General features: G+C 43.2%; 2 protein-coding genes. One reads left to right on the top strand and one right to left on the bottom strand.

Annotation, left to right across the window (positions count from 1 at the left end):
* Positions 1-492 precede the first annotated feature (492 nt).
* Positions 493-1029, top strand: coding sequence for a hypothetical protein (locus F6K53_RS41140; protein WP_075898302.1), 537 nt, complete (start codon positions 493-495; stop codon positions 1027-1029).
* Positions 1030-1326: 297 nt separating this feature from the next.
* On the opposite strand, the gene F6K53_RS41135 is transcribed toward F6K53_RS41140, so the two are convergent.
* Complete coding sequence (locus F6K53_RS41135; protein ID WP_293086071.1) at positions 1327-1548, bottom strand: response regulator; 222 nt, start codon at positions 1546-1548, stop codon at positions 1327-1329.
* Positions 1549-1591 lie beyond the last annotated feature (43 nt).

Raw genomic sequence — 1591 nt, 5'->3', positions numbered from 1 at the left:
GGTTAACTGGAAGTGGAAGGCACAGCCATTTGGCAAAATTAAGCTGAGGGGTGACACCCCTCATTAAAACTGCTATATTGTGATTATTGTAGATGCACCCTGATGATCAAGAGAGCTTGAAGACGGTTCTCTTATTTTTTTTAGGGAAAGGGATCGATGCATAAGATCTCAAAAGCTGTGTGTAATCATTCAAAAACAACGCAAAACAAACAACGCAAAACTAGCGAATGCGATTGACCTTTGGTCACGCTTCGCGATGAAGCGAAGCTTCCGCTAAAAGCGATTAGCCCGAAGGGCTACGCTACGCGAACGCATACTCTGTATATATCTGTATATCTAATCAGGGATGAGAGGATGGGGGGTGAGTTTTCTGATTCCTCCACCCCTGCTCTAGGTGAAATTTATCCTCTTGCGTAAAAAGGAAAGACTTGGGTGATAACTATATAGGTGCATCCCAGATTGACTTGAGCAAGTTGTGATGAGGAAATAAACATGAAAAAAGCACTATTAATCGGAGCGTTATTGGCCCAGACTACAACATTTGGTGCTAGTAAAGCCCTGGCTCAGGTTCCTGATTGGGTGATGGATGGAGCAGGATGTGTTCCCATTGATTCTGCTATACAACAAGACCTTTATCTGATCACGGCGGGACGGATTAAGTTCAAACCAGAAAAAACCGGTTCAATTACTGTCATTTGTCCAGTGTCTGTTAATGTTAAAAATGCCAACAACATTAGTGTTTCCTACCGTGATTCGACGGGAAGAAGTACGAATGCTCGTGTCACAGCAGCACTACGACGCATTAGAAAGCGTGATGGTGCTGTTAATACTGTCTCTGGATTAGTTTTTAATTCGGATACCAGAAGCGAAACTGCTTATACCTTCGAGGGAAGTTCAACCAGTAGTGAATCAGGTCATACCTTTGACCATTTCAATTACTACTACTATGTGCAGACTGCCCTGGTTCGGAGAAGCTCAAGCAATATCGTCGAGTTTGGGGGAGTTGAGCTAGGAAGAGTTATTTTTTAAGTCTGATCTCAATAGCACCCTCGTTAACGCTGAAACTTTGACGAAATAACCCATGATCCGGTGCGACCCAGCGTTTTCGTGGGAGCTAAGCGTGAACGCGCACCAAGAGATTGGCCTAAGGCCACGCTTCGCGATGAAGCTAAGCTTCCGCTAAAAGCGATTAGCCCGAAGGGCTACGCTACGCGAACGAGTCCGGTTAATCACTTCGTCTTTAGGTAAATCGTTAATTATTAATCGTTAATTGACGAACAACTAAAAATGATAAGTAGTCAACCGGACATTATATTACCAACAATATTAAATCAATACGTCTTCTACCATAATTTCATTTAACGTTTTCAATAACTCCCGCTCATTGTAAGGCTTAGAAAAATAAGCAGATGCACCTAAAGTCATAGCTAGTTTGCGATGCTTAGAACCACTCCGGGAGGTGAGCATAATAATGGGTAAGGTCTTTAAGCTTGGCTCTCCTTTGACCCGAGTTAAAAAGCCGTAGCCATCCAGCCTGGGCATTTCGATGTCACAAATAATGGCTTAACCTCCAAATCCCCGAAGAGTTTTT

Origin of the sequence: Moorena sp. SIO4A1 (genome assembly GCF_010672065.1) — a bacterium.
In the GTDB taxonomy this organism is placed as follows: domain Bacteria; phylum Cyanobacteriota; class Cyanobacteriia; order Cyanobacteriales; family Coleofasciculaceae; genus Moorena.
Note: the sequence above shows the minus strand (reverse complement) of the source record. Positions and strands in the feature narration are given on the sequence as shown.

Bases quoted from the DNA above. Each gene is read 5' to 3' on its own strand.
- F6K53_RS41140 (WP_075898302.1), top strand. From the start codon at position 493: ATGAAAAAAGCACTATTAATCGGAGCGTTATTGGCCCAGACTACAACA.